This window comes from Kribbella sp. ALI-6-A, assembly GCF_001984195.1.
In the GTDB taxonomy this organism is placed as follows: Bacteria; Actinomycetota; Actinomycetes; order Propionibacteriales; family Kribbellaceae; genus Kribbella.
Genome location: NZ_MTQN01000008.1, coordinates 430,421 through 450,798, shown reverse-complemented (window position 1 = coordinate 450,798; position 20,378 = coordinate 430,421). Strand labels below are relative to the sequence as shown.

Annotated in this window: 23 protein-coding genes; 12 read left to right on the top strand and 11 right to left on the bottom strand. The window is 70.1% G+C overall.

Annotated features, from left to right (window positions below; genetic code table 11):
• Window positions 1-110: 110 nt before the first annotated feature.
• Entirely contained in the window at window positions 111-1,340 is a 1,230-nt protein-coding gene (locus BWI15_RS08130) for an APC family permease (protein ID WP_077013675.1), read from the bottom strand.
• An 82-nt stretch (window positions 1,341-1,422) separates the two neighbouring features.
• Window positions 1,423-2,250, bottom strand: coding sequence for an SAM-dependent methyltransferase (locus tag BWI15_RS08125; RefSeq protein ID WP_077013863.1), 828 nt, complete (start codon window positions 2,248-2,250; stop codon window positions 1,423-1,425).
• A 462-nt stretch (window positions 2,251-2,712) separates the two neighbouring features.
• On the opposite strand from BWI15_RS08125, the gene BWI15_RS08120 reads away from it, so the two are divergent.
• Window positions 2,713-2,946, top strand: a complete 234-nt coding sequence (locus BWI15_RS08120) for a DUF397 domain-containing protein (protein WP_077013862.1) — start codon at window positions 2,713-2,715, stop codon at window positions 2,944-2,946.
• A 262-nt stretch (window positions 2,947-3,208) separates the two neighbouring features.
• Here BWI15_RS08120 and BWI15_RS08115 read toward each other — a convergent pair whose 3' ends face one another.
• On the bottom strand, window positions 3,209-3,400 hold the full coding sequence (locus BWI15_RS08115) for a hypothetical protein (protein WP_012919557.1): 192 nt from the start codon (window positions 3,398-3,400) through the stop codon (window positions 3,209-3,211).
• Between the two features lie 23 nt (window positions 3,401-3,423).
• A complete protein-coding gene (locus BWI15_RS08110; protein ID WP_077013674.1) occupies window positions 3,424-3,618 on the bottom strand; it encodes a hypothetical protein in 195 nt (64 codons plus the stop codon).
• 457 nt (window positions 3,619-4,075) lie between these two features.
• Between BWI15_RS08110 and BWI15_RS08105 the strand changes: the two genes are divergently transcribed.
• On the top strand, window positions 4,076-4,942 hold the full coding sequence (locus BWI15_RS08105) for a helix-turn-helix domain-containing protein (protein ID WP_077013673.1): 867 nt from the start codon (window positions 4,076-4,078) through the stop codon (window positions 4,940-4,942).
• 13 nt (window positions 4,943-4,955) lie between these two features.
• On the opposite strand, the gene BWI15_RS08100 is transcribed toward BWI15_RS08105, so the two are convergent.
• Window positions 4,956-5,582, bottom strand: a complete 627-nt coding sequence (locus BWI15_RS08100; RefSeq protein ID WP_077013672.1) for a DUF2461 domain-containing protein — start codon at window positions 5,580-5,582, stop codon at window positions 4,956-4,958.
• A 53-nt stretch (window positions 5,583-5,635) separates the two neighbouring features.
• Between BWI15_RS08100 and BWI15_RS08095 the strand changes: the two genes are divergently transcribed.
• Complete coding sequence (locus tag BWI15_RS08095) at window positions 5,636-6,760, top strand: MalY/PatB family protein (protein WP_077013671.1); 1,125 nt, start codon at window positions 5,636-5,638, stop codon at window positions 6,758-6,760.
• Here the strand turns inward: BWI15_RS08095 and BWI15_RS08090 are convergent.
• The gene (locus BWI15_RS08090) at window positions 6,749-7,900 is read right to left on the bottom strand and encodes an epoxide hydrolase family protein (RefSeq protein ID WP_077013670.1); all 1,152 of its coding nucleotides are present in this window, start codon (window positions 7,898-7,900) and stop codon (window positions 6,749-6,751) included. The two genes, BWI15_RS08095 and BWI15_RS08090, sit on opposite strands and share 12 nt — an antisense overlap.
• 49 nt (window positions 7,901-7,949) lie before the next feature.
• Window positions 7,950-8,204 (bottom strand): hypothetical protein, encoded by a 255-nt coding sequence (locus tag BWI15_RS08085; protein WP_237771191.1) that lies wholly within the window; start codon window positions 8,202-8,204, stop codon window positions 7,950-7,952.
• A gap of 326 nt (window positions 8,205-8,530) precedes the next feature.
• On the opposite strand from BWI15_RS08085, the gene BWI15_RS08080 reads away from it, so the two are divergent.
• Together BWI15_RS08080 and BWI15_RS08075 are read left to right on the top strand one after the other, a co-directional pair.
• Window positions 8,531-8,941 carry an ArsR/SmtB family transcription factor gene (locus BWI15_RS08080; protein ID WP_077013669.1) on the top strand — a complete coding sequence of 137 codons (411 nt, stop codon included), beginning with the start codon at window positions 8,531-8,533 and terminating at the stop codon, window positions 8,939-8,941.
• The gene (locus BWI15_RS08075; RefSeq protein ID WP_077013668.1) at window positions 8,941-9,930 is read left to right on the top strand and encodes a cation diffusion facilitator family transporter; all 990 of its coding nucleotides are present in this window, start codon (window positions 8,941-8,943) and stop codon (window positions 9,928-9,930) included. The genes BWI15_RS08080 and BWI15_RS08075 overlap by 1 nt, the downstream gene beginning before the upstream one ends.
• Here the strand turns inward: BWI15_RS08075 and BWI15_RS08070 are convergent.
• Window positions 9,884-10,393 carry a GNAT family N-acetyltransferase gene (locus tag BWI15_RS08070; protein WP_237771190.1) on the bottom strand — a complete coding sequence of 170 codons (510 nt, stop codon included), beginning with the start codon at window positions 10,391-10,393 and terminating at the stop codon, window positions 9,884-9,886. The genes BWI15_RS08075 and BWI15_RS08070 overlap by 47 nt on opposite strands.
• An 88-nt stretch (window positions 10,394-10,481) precedes the next feature.
• Between BWI15_RS08070 and BWI15_RS08065 the strand changes: the two genes are divergently transcribed.
• A complete protein-coding gene (locus BWI15_RS08065) occupies window positions 10,482-10,754 on the top strand; it encodes a DUF1905 domain-containing protein (RefSeq protein WP_077013667.1) in 273 nt (90 codons plus the stop codon).
• A gap of 146 nt (window positions 10,755-10,900) precedes the next feature.
• On the opposite strand, the gene BWI15_RS08060 is transcribed toward BWI15_RS08065, so the two are convergent.
• Window positions 10,901-12,499, bottom strand: coding sequence for an ABC-F family ATP-binding cassette domain-containing protein (locus tag BWI15_RS08060; protein WP_077013666.1), 1,599 nt, complete (start codon window positions 12,497-12,499; stop codon window positions 10,901-10,903).
• A gap of 164 nt (window positions 12,500-12,663) precedes the next feature.
• Here BWI15_RS08060 and BWI15_RS08055 point away from each other — a divergent pair, with 164 nt between their 5' ends.
• Entirely contained in the window at window positions 12,664-12,915 is a 252-nt protein-coding gene (locus tag BWI15_RS08055; protein ID WP_193432143.1) for an amphi-Trp domain-containing protein, read from the top strand.
• Window positions 12,916-13,082: 167 nt separating this feature from the next.
• Here BWI15_RS08055 and BWI15_RS08050 read toward each other — a convergent pair whose 3' ends face one another.
• Window positions 13,083-13,997, bottom strand: a complete 915-nt coding sequence (locus tag BWI15_RS08050) for an AraC family transcriptional regulator (protein ID WP_077013664.1) — start codon at window positions 13,995-13,997, stop codon at window positions 13,083-13,085.
• 106 nt (window positions 13,998-14,103) lie between these two features.
• On the opposite strand from BWI15_RS08050, the gene BWI15_RS08045 reads away from it, so the two are divergent.
• Together BWI15_RS08045 and BWI15_RS08040 are read left to right on the top strand one after the other, a co-directional pair.
• Window positions 14,104-15,120 (top strand): aldo/keto reductase, encoded by a 1,017-nt coding sequence (locus BWI15_RS08045; protein ID WP_077013663.1) that lies wholly within the window; start codon window positions 14,104-14,106, stop codon window positions 15,118-15,120.
• A gap of 88 nt (window positions 15,121-15,208) precedes the next feature.
• The gene (locus BWI15_RS08040; protein ID WP_077013662.1) at window positions 15,209-16,207 is read left to right on the top strand and encodes a 2-dehydropantoate 2-reductase; all 999 of its coding nucleotides are present in this window, start codon (window positions 15,209-15,211) and stop codon (window positions 16,205-16,207) included.
• Window positions 16,208-16,245: 38 nt separating this feature from the next.
• Here BWI15_RS08040 and idi read toward each other — a convergent pair whose 3' ends face one another.
• Entirely contained in the window at window positions 16,246-16,818 is a 573-nt protein-coding gene (gene idi / locus BWI15_RS08035; RefSeq protein WP_077013661.1) for an isopentenyl-diphosphate Delta-isomerase, read from the bottom strand.
• 211 nt (window positions 16,819-17,029) lie between these two features.
• Between idi and tyrS the strand changes: the two genes are divergently transcribed.
• From tyrS to BWI15_RS08020, 3 genes are read left to right on the top strand one after another with little or no spacing between them, the layout of a single operon-like run.
• On the top strand, window positions 17,030-18,232 hold the full coding sequence (tyrS, locus tag BWI15_RS08030; protein WP_077013660.1) for a tyrosine--tRNA ligase: 1,203 nt from the start codon (window positions 17,030-17,032) through the stop codon (window positions 18,230-18,232).
• Between the two features lie 37 nt (window positions 18,233-18,269).
• Entirely contained in the window at window positions 18,270-19,478 is a 1,209-nt protein-coding gene (locus tag BWI15_RS08025) for an aminoglycoside phosphotransferase family protein (protein ID WP_168197275.1), read from the top strand.
• A 22-nt stretch (window positions 19,479-19,500) separates the two neighbouring features.
• A complete protein-coding gene (locus tag BWI15_RS08020) occupies window positions 19,501-20,328 on the top strand; it encodes an NAD(P)H-binding protein (RefSeq protein WP_077013659.1) in 828 nt (275 codons plus the stop codon).
• Window positions 20,329-20,378: the final 50 nt, after the last annotated feature.

Below are 20,378 nucleotides of genomic sequence, written 5' to 3'. Positions count from 1 at the left end.
GTCACGGCGTGGCACATCTCTGGACCACGGTCACGTTCCTGATCAGGCTCGTACCCAACCGCCCGGATCCCATGCATGCCCTGGGCAACGGTGTGGCGTGAAACTGGGGTTCAAGACCGTACGCGTCGTCGCCCGCTGGCCCAGTACAGCAGTACGCCGACGGCCAGGACGGCCGAGCCGACGGCGATCGACGCCCACGGCAGGGAAAAGGCCAGCCCGAGGCAACCGATCAGGCCGACCACCGGTACGGCGTACCGGCGTGGGCGCAGCGTCCAGGCCGAGGCGTTGGCGATCGCGTAGTAGACCAGCACGCCGAACGACGAGAAGCCGATCGCGCCGCGGAGGTCGGTCGTCGCGGCGACCAGGACGACCACGAGCCCGACCGCGAGCTCGGCGTGGTGCGGGACCTGGTAGCGCGGGTGGATCGCGGCCAGGCGACGCGGCAGGTGACCGTCCCGCGCCATCGCCAAGGTGGTGCGGGAGACGCCGAGGATCAGCGCGAGCAGCGCGCCGAGCGCCGCGACGGTGGCGCCGGCCCGTACGACCGGGCCGAGCAGCGGTACGCCGGCGGCGTGCACGACGTCCGCGAGCGGATCCGGGGAGGCGGCCAGGCGATCCGGTCCGAGCACGACGAGGGTGGTGACGGCGACGGCGACGTACGTGCCGAAGGTGATCGCCAGCGCGAGCGGGACGGCGCGGGGAATCGTCCGGGCCGGATCACGGACCTCCTCGCCCAGCGTCGCGATCCGCGCGTAACCGGCGAAGGCGAAGAACAGCAGGCCGGCCGCCTGGAGCACACCCGACAGGGGAACGGAGCTGCCGATCTCGAGCCGCTGGAAGTCGGCCGCGTCCGCGGTCAGACCGACCACGACGACCACCGCGAGCACCAGCAGGACGACGGCGACGATCACACGGCTCGCCCAGGCGGACTTCTGCACGCCGAAGTAGTTCAGGGTCGTCACGGCGACGACCGCGACGACAGCGACCACGCGCCCTTGCCCGGGCCACAGGTACGAGCCGACGGTGAGCGCCATCGCCGCGCAGGACGCGGTCTTGCCGACGACGAACGCCCAGCCGGCCAGGTAACCCCAGAACGGGCTCAGCCGTTCGCGGCCGTAGACGTAGGTCCCACCGGACTGCGGATGGACGGCGGCCAGCCGGGCCGACGACGTCGCGTTGCAATAGGCAACCACCGCGGCGACCGCGAGGGCGATCAGCAGGCTCGCGCCGGCGATCCCGGCGGCCGGGGCGAAGACCACGAAGACCCCGGCACCGATCATCGCGCCGAGGCCGACCACCACCGCATCGCCGACTCCCAGGTCCCGCCGCAGCTGCGTCATGGCGGTAGTCGATCACATCCGGGTGACGACGAAGGCGCGCGTTCCCAGGATCAGGAACGCGCGCCTTCGGGAGACGTGCGGGTCAGACCTTCTTGGCGATACCGGCCATCAGAATCTTCTGGTAGGGCTGCAGCTCGTCGACGTCCGGCACCTCGTCGTCGGGGGCCGACGGGTTCCAGCGCTCGAGGAAGTCCAGGCCCGGCGGCACCAGCGGCATGCCGAGGAAGTGCTGCTCGATCCGCTCCGGGGTCCGGATCCAGCCGTTGCCCAGGCTCTCCAGGCCGGCCTGCTCCATCGCCTTCTGCAGCGGCTCACCGGTGTCGACGAAGTCGGTGATGAACAGGTAGCTGCCCGGGACCAGCTGGTCCATGAGGGTGCGGACCCACTCGTCGGGCTTCTCGTCGTCGTGGAAGTGCATGTGGATACCGACGACCATCAGCGCGATCGGGCGGCTGAAGTCCAGCTGGCGCTTCACGTCCGGGTGGTCGAGGATCTCCTGCGGCTGCCGCAGATCGGCCGTCACCACGGTGGTGTTGTCGTTGGTGGCCAGCAGCGCCCGGCCGTGCGCGAGCACGATCGGGTCGACGTCGACGTAGACCACCTTGGCGTTCGGGTTGATCTCCTGCGCCGCCTGGTGGGTGTTCTTCTGGGTCGGCAGGCCGCTGCCGATGTCCAGGAACTGGTCGACGCCCGCGTCGCGGACGAGGTACTGAACGCCCCGCACCAGCGCGGCCCGGTTGTCGATCGCGCAACGACCGGCATCCGGGACGTACTTCAGGTAGGTCGCCGCACCCTCACGGTCGACGGCGAAGTTGTCCTTGCCACCCAGCAGCGCGTCGTACACGCGGGCGATGGTGGGTTGGGAGGTGTCGAACGCCGGAGTTGCCCCCGGGCCGTCGGAAGTCGCCATCGACGCAGCCTTTGTGTTGTAGGGAAACAGTGCGGTCATCGTAGTGCATTTTGATACCAGTGCGGCCCTGGATCAGCCCGCTCGGGAGTGTTGTCCGAGCCAGATCCGAAAAGCCTGATTTCTCAACTAGGCAAGGGATTCCGCATCGGCCGCCACGTCCTGACATGGTCGCCGGCGCGAGTCCGGCGAGGCCCCCGAGCCGGCGTACCAGCAGCGGCACGCGAGTACGACGTACGGGGGTCCGGTCGGAGTCTTCCCCTGCCGGGCGCGGGCCAATCACCGAGTCGCCCGGAAGCGTCCGAGGGCCGGTTTCCATCACCCATAGCGACGCTGCACCGGGCCGGCGACACACCCTCGGTCACACCGCGTATTGGACCGGACACAAGCGCCTCCAACGTGTACGATGCAAATGCAAGCCCAAATGCACGTGCATATGCCAAAGACGTACGGAAGGTGCAGCTGATGACTGCTGTCTACAACGGCATGCCCGGCGACGCGATGAGCGAGCTGGTCTGGCGCAAGAGTCAGCGGAGTGGCCCCAACGGCAACTGCGTTGAGGTGGCGAAGCTTCCGGGCGGCGGCGTGGCGATGCGGAACTCGCGCCACACCGACGGCCCGGCCCTGGTCTTCACCCAGGCGGAGATCGAGGCGTTCCTCGGCGGCGTTCAGGACGGGGAGTTCGACGACCTCGCCTGAACCGGGTCCGACCCAAGACAAGAGGCCCCCTCACCGGGCGAGCGGTGAGGGGGCCTCTTCATGTCTGCCGGCCGCTGGTCGGCCCGGGCATGACAAAAGGCCGTCCCTTGAGGAGGAGGACGGCCTTTTGCCCAGCCGTCACCTGAGGAGGGAGACGGCCTTTCCATCGAGGCGCTCCGAGAACCATGGAGCGGTGGTGCACCGCCGGCGGACCCGATCACTGGCCCGCGAGCGGTCGTTCAGAGGGCTGTATTACTAGGGCCTACTGCACGGTGAGCGGCCAGAGCTGCTCGCTGCGCGGCAGTTCCGAGGCGCTGCCGGGGCCGGCCGCGTTGTCGACAGTGATGCGCAGACCGGTGAACTTGGGCGTCATCACCCGCTGGTAGCGCGAGGCCCGGTCCGGCTCCGCGACGTACTCGGCGATCAGGTGGTCACCCAACCAGATCCGCACCATTTTCCGTCCTCCTCGATCGGTGTTCATGGGCTCAGGCTCACAATCGGGTCGCCGTCGAGCTGACGGACGCCGCGCAGCCACCCTTCGAAGGCCCAGCGCTGCTGCTCGGGGCAGCGCGCCACCAGTTCCTGGATCTCCCGCTCGGTGAGCTCGTCGGGCGCCCGGTCGCCGGTCTGCGCGGCGACGGACTCGGCGGGCTGTGCGTCGTGGTCACTCATCGACTCGGGTACCCCAACCAGTCATGCCGGCGGCGAACCGCCGACGGGCCAAAGGTCCGGCCTGCTGGTTCGCGTCTGCGACGGAGATGTCACTTGGCGCGAGATCCAGCTCACCTTCTGTGCATGAATCAATCATGGCGTCGGCACGCTGCGAATGCAAGCGCCCGATGCACGTGCATTCGCACGTTTTCCGTTTGTGACCTGCCGAAGACCCGATTCAGGCTCAGCAGCGGCGCGCACGCCGGGATTCGGGCCTGGTCCAGGGCCTCTTCGGCCGCTACTATGTCCGGACAAATTGAGTGGGTGGGGCGCGGCGCATCCGGCTCGGGGTCACTTTGGGTAGTGATTCGCCGGGCGCCACGACTCTTGCCGAACAACGGCGACAGATCGTCGGCCCGCCGTGCGATGATTTGCCTCGGGGTACGACAGAGGCACAGCTGAGGCGTCGGAGGTGAGTGTGACGGAGTCGGGCGCGCAAAGCGGGCCGACAGCGCTACGCATCATCTTGGGAGCGCACCTGCGCCGGATGCGTGAGGCCGCCGGTATTTCGCGGTCCGACGCGGGCTGGGAGATCCGGTCGTCGGAGTCGAAGGTCAGCCGGATGGAGCTCGGCCGGGTCGGTTTCAAGGAGCGCGACGTCGCCGACCTGCTCCGGCTCTACGGGCTGGACGACCCCGAGGAGCGCGAGCGGCTGCTGTCGCTGGCCCGCGACGCCAACAACCCCGGCTGGTGGCACCGCTTCGGCGACGTGCTGCCGAGCTGGTTCCACTCCTACCTCGGTCTGGAAGCCTCCGCCCAGCTGATTCGTACCTACGAGCTGCAGTTCGTGCCCGGTCTGCTGCAGACCCAGGAGTACGTGCGCGCCGTCGTTCAGCTCGGCCGTGGGCTGATTCCGGCCGACGAGGTCGACCGCCGGGTGTCGCTGCGGGTCAGCCGCCAGGAGGTGCTCACCCGGGTGAGCCCGGTCCGGCTCTGGGCCGTCGTCGACGAGTCGGCGCTGCGCCGGCCGATCGGCGGCGTGAAAGCGATGCGCGCTCAGCTCGAGCACCTGATCGAGGCCACCTACATGCCGAACGTGACGCTGCAGGTGATGCCGTTCGAGGCCGGTGGCCACGCGGCGACCGGTGGCGCGTACAGCATCCTGCGGTTTCCCGAGCAGGATCTGCCCGACATCGTCTACATCGAGCACCTGACCAGTGCGCTGTACCTCGACAAGCTCGAGGACCTCGACCAGTACACGGCGACGATGGAAGCCCTCTGCGTCGCGGCCCCGCCGCCGAACAAGACCCGCGACCTGATCTCGACCATTCTCAAGGACTTCTGACCGCCGGTCCGCCTCAGGCGTTGGCGTCGAGCCAGTCCAGCAGCGGGGTGACGGCGCGCCAGTCGGTGCGGATCCGGTCGACCAGTTCGGCGCTGTGGATCACCGGCTCGAACCCGTACGACCGGCTGAGCGCGAGCGACTTGTGCCGCAACAGCTCGATCCGCGGATGGCCGGCGTCGTACCCGCGCGGGGTGGTCTTCAGCTTGTCGCCACCGACCGTCCATCCTTCGGCGACCAGCCGGGCCAGCAGTTTCTCCAGTTCCTTGCCGCGGCGGTCCTCGTCGATCGCCGTCCGGATCCGGCCGAGCCGGTCCGCGGCCGCCTCGTAGAACCCGGCCCCGACCCGCACGCCCGGCGCCGACAGTTCGACGTACCGGCCGGTGGACGGTCCGGTCGGCAGGAACGCGCCCTGGTGCGTCTTGTACGGCGTCTTGTCCTTGGCGAACCGCACGTCGCGGTACGGCCGGAAGATCTTCGCCGGGCCGAACTCCGGTTCGAGCTCTGCCAGCAGAGCGGCCATCGGAGCCCGCACCGACTGCTCGTACACGTGCTTGTGCTCGGCCCAGAAGGTCTTGCTGTTGTCCATCTCGAGGTCGTCGTAGAAGTCCAGCGCGGCGACCGGGAACCCGGTGAAGCTCATGGCCTCACCCTAATTGCCGCGCCGCGGCCCGCCGTGGTCGGTAGCCTGAACCGATGCTGACGGTTCCCCAGCTCGAAGTCCTGCGGCAGCGGCGCAGTGAGAAGTGGTCCGGGCATCCGCCGGGTGTGATCGGCGCGACCGTCGCCGAGCTCGACTTCGCGCTGGCGCCGCCGATCGCCGCCGTCCTGCACGACGCGATCGCCCGCAGCGATCTCGGCTACGCGCACGAAGTCACTCCCCAGCTGCGCGCGGCCTTCACCGGCTTCGCCGCCCGCCGGCTCGGATGGCGGGTGGATCCCGATCGGCTGACGCTGATCCCCGAGGTTCTGATCGGGCTGATCGAGCTGTGCCGGGTGCTCGCGCCGGGCGGCAAGGTCGGCTTCGCGACAGCGGGCTATCCACCGTTTCTCGAGCAACTTCCGCCGGCGGGCTTCACGATTCGGCAGATTCCCTTACGGACCGACGGGTCGTTCGACCTCGACCGACTGGCGGTCGAGCTGCGCGACGGACTGCGAATCCTGATCCTGGCGAGTCCGCACAATCCGACCGGCCGGGTGCTGCCGCGCGACGAGCTGGAGCAGATCGCCGAGCTCTGCGCCGAGTACGACGCATGGGTGCTGGCCGACGAGATCCACGCTCCGCTGGTTCTTCCCGGCGCCGAGTTCGTGCCCTGGCTGGAGGTCTCGGACGCCGCGCGCGAGCGCGGGATCGCGCTGACCTCGGCGTCCAAGGCATTCAACCTGGCCGGACTCAAGTGCGCGTTGCTCGTCACCGCCTCCGACCGCGCGCAAGACGTCGTCCGGCGGTTGCCGTTCACAGCCGAGCAGGTTGGCCTGCTCGGGGTGATCGCGGCCGAGGCGGCCTTCGCCGACGGCGATGCCTGGCTGGACGCGTTGATCGCGCAGCTGGACCGGAACCGTACGCTGATCGGCGAGCGACTGCCGGCCGGCGTCACCTGGTCGCCACCGCAGGCGACGTACCTGGGTTGGCTGGACTGCGCCGGGCTCGGGCTCGCGCCGGATCCGGCGGCGTACTTCCTGGACCGGGCGAAAGTTGCCTTGGGCCCCGGTTCGGATTACGACCCGGCCGGCCGTGACCGGGTCCGGCTGAACTTCGGCACCGGCCCGGAGCTGCTGACCGAGATGCTCGACCGGATGAACGCCGCGTTACCGGCCTAGCTCCCGGAAGAACGCGCGGACGTCGTCGACCAGCACGGCCGGTTGCTCCAGCGCGGCGAAGTGACCACCGTGCGGGTACGACGTCCAGCGCACGATGTTGTCGGTCCGGTCGGCGATCGCCCGGAGCGGGATGAAGTTGTCGTGGGCGAAGTCGGCCAGCGCGGTCGGCGTGCGCGACGGCTCGACCGGGCGGCCGTGGTGGGCGCGCTCGTAGTAGATCCGCCCGGCCGATCCCGCCGTACCGGTGAGCCAGTAGAGCATCACCGTGGTCAGCAGGTGGTCGCGGCCGATCGGCTGCGCGGGATCGGCCCACTCGTGAAACTTCTCCGCGATCCAGGCCAGCTGCCCCACCGGCGAGTCGACCAGCGCGTAGGCGAGGGTCTGCGGCCGGGTCGACTGCAGATCGGCATAGCCCTGCTTCTCCTGCTGCCACGCACGCATCCGTTGCCAGGAAGCGATGGTCCGGGCGCGCTCGGCCGGATCGAGCCCGGCCAGCTCTTGCTCGGTCGGCTCAGCAGTCGCGCCGCCGCCGGGCAGCAGGTTGAGGTGGACGCCGATCACCTGGCCCGGCCGGATCCGCCCGAGCTCCCGGGAGATTCCGGCGCCCCAGTCACCACCCTGTACGCCGTACCGGCGGAAGCCGAGCCGGTCCATCAGCTCGGCGAAGGCGCGGGCGATCCGGTTGACCTCCCAGCCCGGCTCGGTGGTCGGGCCGGACAGGCCGAATCCCGGGATGCTCGGAATCACCAGTTCGAAGGCCGGCGCGTCGGGGGCGCCGTGCGCGCGAGGATCCGTCAGCGGTCCCGCAACCTCGACGAACTCCGCGATCGAACCCGGCCAGCCGTGCGTGATCACCAGTGGGATCGCGTCCGGCTCGGGCGACGGCACCCGCGCGAAGTGGACCCGGGTGCCGTCGATCGTCGTGGTGAACTGCGGCCACTCGTTCAAGCGGGCCTCGGCGGCGCGCCAGTCGTACTCGTGCCGCCAGTACTCGACCAGCTCGCGCAGATGGTCCCGCGGTACGCCGTACGCCCAGCCGACGCCGGGAAGCTCGTCGGGCCAGCGAGTCAGGTCCAGCCGCAGCGCGAGATCGTCGAGCTGTTGCTGGGGAATCGCCAGCCGGAAAGGTTCGATGGTCACCGGCGCAGCTTGCCGTGGATCCGGCGCGCGGCGCACCTGGTTTCCGCGGTCAGGCCTCGACCCGCCGGTCGCGGACCAGCTTCAGCACCAGTCCGACCGCCAGCAGCAGTACGCCGGCCACCAGGACCACGGTCACCAGCGTGACCGAGCTGTCCAGCTGCCCGTCGCAGGCCATCGGCGTGATCCCCCGGGCCGGCGAGAACGCCGAACCGCAGTCGACCCCGTCGGCCGAGACCGACCGGAACCCGAGTCCCAGGCCGACCAGCACCAGCACCACTCCGGCTCCCGCCAGAATCTTGTTCATCGTCGTCACGATCGCGCCGACGCCATCTCCCGCGGGCGTGCCGACGGCACCACCCGACTGCCCCGTAACACTTCGCTCACTCCCGACCTCGACCGACACCTCAACGAACTTACGGCCGGCCGTGCGCCGATCCATCCCGACAGAGCCGACAGCACCGATTCTTCACACAGTCCTTACTCAGGACAAACCAGCCCGTGACGATGGTGTCAGAGCACGATACGGGCAGTGACAGTGGCATGCCCGTGCCACCATCCAGCGGTGCGATGCAAGCGAGCAGACACTCCGCTTCCTGGCCAAGGGCCGGGCGGTGCTCTACGGTGTGACATATGAAGAGTTCTGCAGATGTGCAGTCCCCCACCGGGGTCGACGCCTGCGCGGTGAAGCTGGTCGACCCCGAGCGGGTCTCGGCCGTTCACGCCAGGATGCCGTCGGAGCAGGACGTCGTCGACACCGCCGACGTGTTCGGGCTGCTCGGCGACCCGCGCCGGCTCAAGCTGCTGGTCGCGCTGCTCGACGGCGAACTGTGCGTCTGCGACCTCGCCGCGGTCACCGGCATGAGCGAGTCGGCCACCTCGCACGCGCTGCGCCTGCTGCGCGCCCACCGCGTGGTCTCGGTCCGCCGGGACGGCCGGATGGCCTACTACCGCCTGGACGACGCGCACGTGCGGATGCTGGTCGACCTCGCGGTCGCGCACACCGAGCACACCGACGCCATCCACCCCGAGCGCAGCTCCTGATGGCCGGCGCGGGGCACGGTCACGGGCATGGACACGGGCACGGGGTCAGTACGAGTGCCGACCGCAAACTGCTGACCGGCGCGCTCGCCCTGATCCTCGCGTTCATGGCGGCCGAGGTGATCGTCGGCTTCGCGGCCGGCTCGCTGGCGCTGATCACCGACGCCGCGCACATGCTGACCGACGCGATCGCCATCGCGCTCGCCCTGATCGCGATCCGGCTGGCGGCGCGTCCACCGGCGGGCGGTTTCACCTACGGCCTCAAGCGGGTCGAGATCCTGTCCGCGCAGGCCAACGGCATCACCTTGCTGCTGCTCGCGGCGTTTTTCGTCTACGAGTCGGTCGAGCGGATGATCCACCCGCCCGAGGTCGAGGGTCTGCTCGTGCTGATCGTCGGCGTGGTCGGCATCTTCGTCAATCTCGCCGCGACCTGGCTGATCAGCAAGGCCAACCGTTCCAGCCTGAACGTCGAGGGCGCGTTCCAGCACATCCTCAACGACCTGTTCGCGTTCGTCGCCACGGCCGTCGCCGGGCTGATCGTGCTGCTGACCGGTTTCACCCGCGCCGACTCGATCGCCGCGCTGATCGTCGCCGCGCTGATGCTGAAGGCCGGCGTCGACCTGGTCCGCGCCTCCGGCCGGATCTTCCTCGAGGCCGCGCCCGCCGGGATCGACCCGGCCGCGCTCGGCAAGGAGCTGTGCTGCATCCCCGGCGTGGTCGAGGTGCACGACCTGCACGTCTGGGAGATCACCTCCGGTGAACCGGCCGCCTCGGCGCACATCCTGGTCCGCGAGGGTCTGGACTGCCACCTGATCCGCGAGCAGATCGAGGCCGTGCTGGCGGAGCGGCATCACCTGACCCACTCGACGCTTCAGGTCGACCACGCGTCAGGCGACGTACCGGAGCTTCACTGCAGCGACGCGCACGGCGCCGTGCACCGCGCGGTCACACCCGCCGGGCCAGGACCTGTCCAGGCCACACCGAGTCATTGACCGGTACGGCGAACGGCTCGGTGCGGGTGAAGCCCTGGCGCTCGTAGTACCGGACCAGGGCGCCGTCGCCCCCGGCGTAACAGTCGACCCGGACCAGCTCGACTCCGGCCTGCTTGGCCAGGTGCAGCGCGTGCTGGATCAACTCGGTGCCGATCCCGCTGCCCTTCGCCGCGCGATCGGTGACCAGCAGCCGGATGTACAGCTCGGGCTCGGTCGCCGGCGGGATGTGCTCGCTCGCCTCGCCAACGGCCAGCGCGCCGACCACCCGGCCGTCGCGCTCCCCGATCCACAGCCCACCGTCGGCCGCGAACCCGGTGATCTGGCCGATCCGCCGCGGGTTCGTCGAATGCGGCTCGGTCCCCCACTGACCGGTCCGTCCGTTCGCGACCAGCCACTCGGTCGCGCCGTCCAGCAAAGCCAGAACGGCCGGTACGTCGGCGTGCTCCCCCGGTCGAATCTTCACGTTTTCATCCTGCCATCCGACTAGTGTCGAAATCGCGCCGGTGGCTTCTACCTGTGGGGTGAGAGCACGTCGAACCGAGGAGGAACCCATGACGACTCTGGACTACGACTTCACCGCCGAACTGCACACCAGCGACGCCAAGGGCGGCTGGACGTACGTCGTGATGCCTGGCTCCGCCGAGTTCTTCGGCACCCGCGGACTGGTCAAGGTCCGCGGCACGATCGACGGGCACCCGTTCGAGAGCTCGTTCATGGCGCTCGGCGACGGCACCCACAAACTCCCGGTCAAGGCCGCCCTGCGCAAGGTGATCGGCAAGACCACCGGGGACGAGGTCACCGTCCACCTCGCCGAGCGGCTCTGACGGTTTGCCCTCAGGTGCTCCACGGCGGCTCTTCGGAGCGTCGTCCGGACGTGCACCACTCACCAACTCGTCGCCGCACGGCGTGTCGGGGCCGACACGCCGGTGCCGGCTTGGGTTGGTGAGTGGTGCACGTCCGTCGCCCCGGATCAGGCGAGCGACACCAGGTCCAGGTAGTCGTCGGTCCACAGGTCCTCGGTGGCGTCGGGCAGCAGCAGGACACGGTCGGGGCGCAGCGCCTCGATCGCGCCCTCGTCGTGAGTGACCATCACAATCGCGCCTGGGTAGTTGCCGACGGCACCGAGCACCTCGTCGCGGGAGGCCGGGTCGAGGTTGTTGGTGGGCTCGTCGAGCAGCAGCACGTTGGCGCCGGAGTGGACCAGGCCCGCCAGGGCCAGCCGGGTCTTCTCGCCGCCGGACAGCACGTGCGCCGGCTTGTCCGCGTCGTCGCCGCTGAACAGGAACGAGCCCAGCACGTTGCGCACCTCGCCGTCGGTCAGTCGTGGCGCCACCGCGGCAAGGTTCTGACGGACCGTGCTCGCCAGGTCGAGCGTGTCGTGCTCCTGCGCGAAGTACCCGAGGCGCAGACCGTGTCCGGCGACGACCCGGCCGCTGTCGGGTTGTTCCCGGCCGGCGAGGATCCGCAGCAGGGTGGTCTTGCCCGCGCCGTTCAGGCCGAGGATGACCAACCGGCTGCCGCGGTCGACGGCCAGGTCGACGCCCTTGAGCACCTCGAGCGCGCCGTACGACTTGGTCAGGCCGGTCGCGCTCAGCGGAGTACGGCCGGACGGCGCCGGGTCGGGCAGGCGGATCCGCGCCACGCGGGCGGCTCGGCGTACCGGCTCGAGGTCGGCGAGCAGCTTGTCGGCGCGGCGGGCCATGTTGCGCGCGGCAACCGCCGTACTGGCTCCGGCCTGCATCTTGGCCGCCTGCGCGTGCAGCACGGCCGCCTTGCGTTCGGCGGTGTGGCGCTCGCGGGTACGGCGCCGCTCGTCGGTCTCCAACTGGGTGAGGTACTTCGCCCAGCCGGTGTTGTGGACGTCGATCGTTCGCCGCTGCGGGTCGAGGTGGAAGACGCGGTTGACCGTGGCGGCCAGCAGATCGCGGTCGTGGCTGATCACGACCAGACCGCCGGAGTAGCCGAGCAGGAACGAGCGCAGCCAGACGATCGAGTCGGCGTCGAGGTGGTTGGTCGGCTCGTCGAGCAGCAACGTGTCGTGCTCGGCGAACAGGATCCGGGCCAGCTCCACCCGGCGACGCTGCCCGCCGGACAGTTCGCCGATCGGCTGCTCCAGAGCACGCAGCGGCAGCCCGACACCCGCCGCGAGGCGAGCCGCCTCGGCCTCCGCGGCGTAGCCACCCGCGGCCTGGAACTCGGTCTCGGCCCGCGCGTACGCCGCCATCGCGCGTTCCTGCTCGGCACCGGTCGCCGTACTCATCGTCGCCTCGGCGCGCCGGAGCCGGTCGACGACGACGTCCAGACCGCGGGCGGACAGGATCCGGGCGGTGACGGTGAGGGCGGGATCGGCGGCGCGCGGATCCTGCGGGAGGTAGCCGACCGAGCCGGTGGTGGTGATCGTCCCGGTGGCCGGGCGTTCTTCGCCCGCCAGGGTCTTGAGCAGCGTGGTCTTACCGGCGCCGTTGCGGCCGACCAGGCCGACCTTGTCGCCGGGACCGATGTGGAAGGACAGGTCGGACAGCAGCAGCTGGGCGCCGGCGCGCACGTCGACCGAGTGAACGGTGATCATGGGAATGGTTACTCTCTGTGATGCCTACGGGACACACTTCGGGTGCGGAAGCGGGTCGCGCAGCTAGACACAGAGGCAAGTAGCCATGTCCGCAACGGTAGACGAGGCGGTCAACAGCGCGCAGCTGGTTTTCGGTCACCCCACCGGCTGCCAGGATGTGCGCCATGAGTGAGAGAGATGTCGAACGCACCTACTCCGTCGAGGACTTCGCCGCCAAGCTGCGCCGGCTGGCCGACGCGCTGGAGGCCGGCAAGCCGTTCCGGATCCAGATCGCCGGCGAACGCTTCACCGTTCCGAGGAACGCGAAGTTCAGCGTCGAGCACGAACGCGGCGAGGACGAGGAGGAGGTCGAGTTCCAGCTGAAGTGGGCCCTGACCGACACCGAGGACACCCCGGAAGACACCCCCGAGGTCTGATACGAACGGCGGGGTGGGTGCCCAGGCCCCACCCCGCCCTCCGGCACCCCACCGCCCCAGCCCCCGCCCCCGGCACCCCCACCGCTGCCCCTCGCCCTTTCTCCGCCGGCAGCGGCGGGAAGTTCCAGCCGCGTGGTCCGGCGGTGCCGCGGCGGCCAGGCATGAACTCAGCTGTTCTTGACTCGATAGCGAGTTGGCGAATGGCCGGTGACCCGCTTGAAAGCGTTGCTGAACGCGCTCTCCGAGCCGTAGCCGAACTCCGTCGCCACCGAGTACACCGTGCGGTCCGTCGAGCGCAACGCCCGTCCGGCCGCGAGGATCCGCCAGCGCGCCAGGTAGTCGACCGGCGGCAGCCCGACCAGCGTCTTGAACCTCAGCGCGAACGAGCTCCGCGACATCCCCACCTTCTCCGCCAGCTCGGCGACCGTCCACGCACGCGCCGGCTCGCGATGGATCAGCTCCAGCGCCGGCGCGATCGACTCGTCCGCCAGCGCGCCGAGCCAGCCCGCCGGACGGTTGTCGGAGGCAATCAACGCCCGGAGCGCCTGGACGAACAGCACCTTGGTCAGCTGCTCGCGCACGTTGCCGGCGCCGAGCGAGTCCTCCGCGGACTCCTGGCCGAGCAGCTCGAGCAGCGGCCCGAGCGCGCGACCGGGCGCACTGCCCGCGTCGATCCGCACGATCGACGGCAGGTGGTCGACCACCAGCGCCGCCGAGGTCGGGTCGAGCGACACCGCTCCCGCGACGATGATCGTCCGGTCCGGATCGTCGGCACTCGTCTGGTACCGCACGGTGTCCGGGGAGATCCCGTCGAACACCTGCTGCCCGTCGATCGCCGGGAGCGCCGGGTCGGACGCCGTACCGTACGGGCGGGTGCTGGCCAGCAGGTAGCCCTCACCGGCCCGCAGGTGCACCGGTTCGGCCCCCTCGGCGGTGATCCAGCACTGCCCCGCGAGCACCGCGCCGACCTTGAGGTGCCGTCCGCCGGGGAACCGCAGCGACCACTGCCCGGCGGCTTCGAACCGGGACGGCTGGGCCGCCTCGATCTCCAGCACCGCCAGCATCTCCGACAGCGGATCCATGCCGCGGGTCCTCTCAGACGATCGCTCAACTACTCCGGACTTCTGCTCATGGAGTATCCCCCGGCGCGTTCCTAGCCTGGCGACAGACTTCCTGAAAGGACGCTTGATGAAATTCGCTCAACTGGGTGCGACCGGCCTGTACGTCTCCCGGATCGCCCTGGGCACCATGTCGTTCGGCGGCGCCGGCAGTGCGCAGTGGGAGGCGATCGGCGCGCTCGACGAGACCGCCGCCGACCGCCTGGTCGGTACCGCGCTGGACCACGGGGTCAACCTGATCGACACCGCGGACATGTACGCCGGGGGTGAGTCCGAACAGATGCTCGGCCGGATCCTCACCACCCGTCGCGACGACGTCGTGCTCGCCACCAAACTGGCCGCCCGGATGGGCCCGGGCCCGAACCAGGCCGGCCTGACCCGGCACTGGATCACCAAGGCGCTCGACGACAGCCTCCGGCGGCTGCGGACCGATCACATCGACCTCTACCAGATCCACACCTTCGACCCGATCACGCCGATCGAGGAGACGCTGCGCGCGCTCGACGACGCCGTCCGGCAGGGCAAGATCCGGTACCTCGGCGCCTCCAACCTGGCCGCCTGGCAGCTGATGAAGGCGCTCGGCACGTCCGATCGTCTCGGCCTGAACCGCTTCCAGGCCTCGCAGTCGTACTACTCACTGGCCGGCCGTGACATCGAGACCGAACTGGTCCCGCTGCTGCTCGAGGAGAAGGTCGGCCTGCTGGTCTGGAGCCCGCTCGCCGGCGGTTTCCTGTCCGGCAAGTTCGACCGGGACGGGACCACCGACACCGGGGCCCGGCGGGCGAAGTTCTCCAACCCGCCGGTCGACCTCGAGCAGGGTTACGACATCGTCGACGTCCTGCGCAAGGTCGCCGACCAGCACGACGCGACCGTCGCGCAGACCGCGCTGGCCTGGCTGCTGGCGCGTCCCGCCGTCACCAGCGTCATCGTCGGTGCGAAACGCCCCGAGCAGCTGACGGCCAACCTGGCCGCCGTGGACCTCACCCTCACCCCCGAGGACCTGTCCGCTCTCGACGAGGTCAGCCGCACGCCGCTGCCCTACCCGCACTGGATGCACGCCGACATGAGCTGGCGCCACCCGGCCTGATCCGCGCCGCGCGTCGTCGGGCGCAGTGGGGATCCGCGTGACCGATACTTCAGGAGCTGACCGGACAACTGCCCGAAGGGAGACCGGTGTGACGATCGCGGTGTACGGCGCGGGCGGGCTCGGGTGCTACGTCGGCGGTCGGCTGGTCGCCGGCGGAGCGGAGGTCGTGTTCGTCGGGCGGCAGCGAGTCGGTGACGAGCTGGCCGCGCACGGGCTTCACCTGACCGACTACCTCGGCGCGGACCTGCGGGTCGACGGCTTGCGGTTCGCGACCAGCGCGCAGGCGGTGGCCGAGGCGGAGCTCGTGCTGGTGACGGTGAAGTCCGCCGCGACGGCGAGCGCCGCCGACGAGCTGGCCGCCGTCCTGAAGCCCGGCGCGGTCGTGGTGAGTTTCCAGAACGGCGTCCGTAACGGCGATGTCCTGCGGGAACGGCTGCCGGAGCAGGTGGTGCTCAGCGGGATGGTCCCCTTCAACGTGCTCACCAAGGGCGGTGGGGCGTTCCACCAAGGGACCGAGGGTGCGCTCGACGTCGAGGAGCACGCGGCGCTCGCGCCGTACGTGGAGGCTTTCGCGCGGGCCGGGTTGCCGTTGCAGCAGCACGCGGACATCCTCGCGGTGCAGTGGGCGAAGCTGCTGCTCAACCTGAACAACCCGGTCAACGCCTTGTCCGATGTGCCACTGCGGGATGAGCTCTCGCAGCGGGCCTATCGCCGCTGCCTGGCCGCCGCGCAGGACGAGACGCTGAAACTCCTTCAGCTGAAGGGGATTCGGCCCGCCCGGCTGACCGCGCTGCCGCCGGAGCGGATGCCTGCGGTCCTCCGCCTGCCGGACTTCGTGTTCCGCCGGCTGGCCTCGAAAATGCTCGCGATCGACCCGTACGCACGGACGTCGATGTGGGAGGACCTGCGGGCCGGCCGACGGACCGAGATCGACTACCTGAACGGCGAAGTCGTCCGCCTCGCCGAATCTCTCGGCCGCACCGCGCCGGTCAACGCCAAGCTCGTCGAGCTGATTCGCGCCGAGGAGACGGGCCCCCGCCGCGCGTGGACGGGCGCCGAACTCCAGCGGGCACTCCAGGCCCGCTGATCTCGCGCGCGAAGCGGCGCGGCCGGCGTGTGCCTCCCCTACCCCGCCGCCCGCGCGGCGGGCGGTAGCAGCTTGGGGTCGCCGATCGGCCACTCCGCAGGGTCCGGCCCCAGCTCGGCGAGAGCGTCCAGCTGCAGCAGACACCAGGGCGACAACCCCGGCCACGCGGCGACCTCGGACCACTCCACCCACTCGTACGCCGCGACCTCGGCCGGGTCCGGCTGCGGGTCACCGTCCCAGTCGACCCGGAAGACCGGGCAGAGCTCGTTCTCCACGATCCCGGCCGGCATCTCCGCCCGGTACCGGAACTCCGGAAGCACCAGGTCGATCCGCTCGGCGACCAGTCCCAGCTCGTCGGCCAGCCGTCGCCGTACGGCGTCCTGGACCGGTTCGTCCGGCAAGGGATGCCCGCAGCAACTGTTCGTCCAGACACCAGGCCAGGTGGTCTTGCTGTGCGCCCGCTGGGTCAGCAGCACGCGGCCGCGCCGGTCGAAGACGTAACTGGAGAAGGCGAGATGCAGCGGTGTCGAGGCGTGGTGCACGGTCGCCTTGTCCTGACTGCCGATCGCGTGCCCCGTGTCGTCCAGCAGGACGACCTTCTCCGTGGTCATCCGCGAAGCCTATCCGGCGCGCTGCTAGGCTGGTGACGTGACGAAGTTTCAGGCGACGTATCGACCGGCTCTGGGAGGAGCCGGGGTTTCGTAGTCCCCTGTCACAGCTTCAGCACCAGAGCCTCCGAGGCAGGAACCGTCCGGTTCCTGCCTCTTTCCGTTGCCGGGAGGCTCCCCGTCGCCTCTCGCCCTGTTTCCCGAGAGGACCCCCATGAACGACGCCCAGGCCGTGATCGACCGGTTACGGCGGACCACCGACTCGATCGTCGGCGAGGCCGACCTGCGCACGCGGCTGGAGTCCGGCCGTCCGCTGCGGATCAAGTACGGCGTCGACTGCACCGCGCCCGACCTGCATCTGGGCCACGCGGTGAACCTGTGGATGATGCGCGCGCTGCAGGACCTCGGCCACACCGTCGTGTTCCTGCTCGGCGACCTGACCACGCGGATCGGCGACCCGACCGGCCGCAGCGAGACCCGGCCGATGCTGTCGCCGGAGGAGATCGAGGTCAACGCGGCCGCGTTCCTCGAACAGGTGTCGCTGGTACTGCGCACCGACCCCGAGGTGTTCGAGGTCCGCCGCAACTCCGAGTGGTACGACGCGATGGAAGTCGCGACGCTGCTCGGCCTGTTCGCGCACGTGACGCAGGCGCAGTTGATGGCCCGCGACATGTTCCGGGCCCGGGTCGCGGCCGGACGCGAGATCGCGCTGCACGAACTGACGTACCCGGTGCTGCAGGGCTACGACAGCTTCGCCCTGCGCAGCGACCTGACGATCGTGGGGACGGACCAACTGTTCAACGAGTTGCTCGGCCGGCACTTCCAGCAGCGACTCGGCGCGGAACCCCAGGTCGTGATCACCAGCACGATCACCCCTGGTCTCGACGGCGGCCCGAAGCAGTCGAAGTCGCTGAACAATTACGTCGCGCTGACGGATCCGCCGCGGGAGAAGTTCGGCAAGCTGATGAGCCTGCCCGACGAGCTGGTCGAGACCTACGCCCGGGTCTACACCGAGCTCCCGCTGGACGCGGTCGCCGCACTCGGCAGCGCCGCGGCGGTCGGTGGTCCTGCGGCCCGAGACGCGAAGCTCAAGCTCGCCGCGGCGGTGGTCACTCGCTACCACGGCGCCGGTACGGCGCGAGCCGAACTCGACGCCTTCCACCGGGTCTTCTCCGAACGCGCCGAGCCGACCGAGATGCCCGAAGCCGTCGTCGGTGCGGGACCGCTGACCACGCTGGAACTGCTGACCACCGTACGGCCGGGTGACAGCAAGTCCGAGCTGCGGCGGCTGATCCGGCAGGGCGCGGTCAGCGTCGACGGGACGAAGCTGACCGACGCGGAGGCCGCCGTCCAGGTGGTCGACGGTGCCGTCGTCCGCTCGGGCAAACGAACCTGGCACCGGGTCCGGCGAAATTGACGAGCGGCGAGCCGGGAATTGCCGGACCATCGGTGAGGTGAGCGAAACGAAAACAGTGGAGGCGCTGGTCAGCCTCGGCGACCGGTACCTCGGCCGGGTGCCGGCCTTCGAGGCCGACCGGCCCTGGTGGGCGGAGATCGAGGCGACCACAGCGCACCTGGACCAACTGCTCGGCGTACAGACTCTGGTGCTGCGGTTGGTCCATGCCGACGAGGCGGAGACCCGGCGTGGCGGTCGAGTCGTCTACCACGTCCAGGCCGCCGCGGAGCCGCGCCCGGGAGTCCTCGACCCGACGCCGCTGCCGGAGTGGGCCGAGATCGTGAAGCCGCATCCGTTCCGCGCGAGCTGGGCCGAGGTGGACGGGCCGCGCCGGCTGATCGAGTGGGCGCAGGGCGTCGTCGGCCCGTCCCGACCGGCGCAGGTGAAGACCTGGAACCTGTCCTGCCTGATCCGCTTCAGCACGCCGGACGGCGGCGCCTGGGCCAAGGCGAACAGCCCGTTCTGCAGCATCGACGCGGACGTCATCCGCCACGTCCAGCAGTACGACGCGCAGCTCGCGCCCGGCGTACTGGGGATGGACGCGGACCGTCGGTGGTCGCTGCTCGAGCACGCTCCGGGCGTCGACTGCTGGGAGCCGGACGACGAGACCTTGCGCGACGTGATCGGCCGGTGGGTCACCGTCCAGGCGACCATCGACCCGGCCGAGCTGCGGACGCCCCGGATGCTTCCGCAGAGCGTGGCCGCCGAAGTCGCCGGGCTGCTCGACGGCGAAGCGGGTTCACAGTTGCCGGCTGACGTCTCGGCGAAGGCTCGGCAGTTGGTCGACGTACTTCCCGGACTGGTCGCGACGCTGGAGTCGTCGGGCCTGCCGAACACCCTGGTGCACGGCGACTTCCACCCCGGCAACTGGCGGTCCGACGGCACCACCCGCCGGATCGTGGACTGGGCGGACAGCTACGTCGGCCACCCCGCCACCGATCTGCACCGCCTCTCCGGCTACCTACCGCCCGCACAGCGGGAACTGGCCCGCTCGACCTGGATCGCCGCGTGGCGCGAGCACCTCCCCGCCAGTGATCCCGCCCGGGCGCTCCCGCCGATCGCGGTCGTCAGCCGCCTGCTCGGCGCGATCACCTACCAGCGGTTCCTCGACAACATCGAGCCCGACGAGCGCATCTACCACGAGGGCGATCCCGCCCACGAGATCACCGGCGCCGTCGAGACCGCGACCGAGCTCGGCCTGCTGTGACGGCGCATCGAGAGGGAAACGCATGACGATCTTGGTGACAGGGGCCTCCGGCAACGCCGGCGGTGCCGTCGTCCGCGCGCTGGCCGCGAGCGGTGTTCCCGGCAAGGCCTTGCTGCGCCGGGAGCGCGAGCTGCCGCCCGGAATCGACCTGCTGCAAGGCGATCTCAACCAGCCGCAGACCTTCGCCGACGGGCTGTCCGGCGTCAGCGCGATCTTCCTGCTCAGCGGGTACGCCGGTCTCGACGAACTGCTCGCCATGGCGAAGGCCGCCGGTGTCACGCGGATCGTCGTACTGTCGAGCAGCTCGGTGGTCGGCTCGACGACGGACAACGCGATCGCGGCGTACCACCTCGCGACCGAGCAGGCGGTGCGGGACTCCGGACTGGAGTGGATCTTCCTCCGGCCGAACACCTTCATGTCCAACGCGCTGCGCTGGCGCGACCAGCTGGCGACCGGCGACGAGATCCGGGTGCAGTATCCCGGGGTCCCGATCTCGACCATCCACCCGGACGACATCGCCGACGTGGCGGTCCGGGCCCTCACCGAGCCCGGCCACGCCGGTACGGCGTACCGGTTGACGGGGCCGGTCGCGTTGCGGCCGGCCGAGCAGGTGGAGATTGTCGGGCAGGCGATCGGGCGTCCGCTGCGGGCGATCGAGTTGTCGCGGGAGCAGTCCCACGCCGAGCTGCTCGCGGCGATGCCGGCGGCGTACGCGGACGCGATCGACAGCTTCTTCGGAGCCGGGGTCGTCGACGAGACCACCGTCAACGACGTCGTCGAGCAGGTCACCGGGCACCCGGCCCGGACGTTGCAGCAGTGGGCGACGGAGAACGCGGCCCGCTTCAGCTGACCGCGAGCAGGCGGAGGCGGTCGATCGCCGCCGTCGCCAACTGCTCCACC